The organism is Marinobacterium weihaiense (assembly GCF_019061305.1).
GTDB classification, from domain to species: Bacteria; Pseudomonadota; Gammaproteobacteria; order Pseudomonadales; family Balneatricaceae; genus Marinobacterium; species Marinobacterium weihaiense.
In genome coordinates this window covers 1-351 of the sequence record NZ_JAHQZT010000093.1, presented here as the reverse complement: position 1 = coordinate 351, position 351 = coordinate 1, and the positions used below count along the sequence as shown (strand labels likewise).

1 protein-coding gene is annotated in these 351 nt (G+C 47.9%); it reads left to right on the top strand.

The annotated features are described in order from the left end of the window. Positions 1-118: 118 nt before the first annotated feature. Positions 119-351, top strand: a 233-nt coding sequence (locus KTN04_RS16750; RefSeq protein WP_217336353.1) for a site-specific integrase, incomplete at its 3' end; no start/stop codon positions are given.

Sequence of the window (351 nt, the reverse complement as noted above, 5' to 3'; positions counted from 1 at the left end):
ATTCCAGTGGCAAATGAGCACACTCTTGCATCAATACGTGCACGGGATCTCGACATAGACAAATATACTGTATATAAATACAGTTTTATAGGATCTGTTATGCACAGGAGGTGCTGACATGGGACGGAGCCCGTTTCTGAACCACATTCGTCAAGAACTCAGGTTACGCGGGTATAGCTTGCGCACGGAGAAAACTTACCTTCATTGGATCAAGCACTTTATCTACTTCCACCGCCTCACCCATCCGGCACAGATGGGCGCACAAGAAGTCCGCGCCTTTCTGACATCCTTGGCCAACGACAGTAATGTAGCAATCAACACGCAGAAAACCGCTTTGAATGCTCTGGCGTT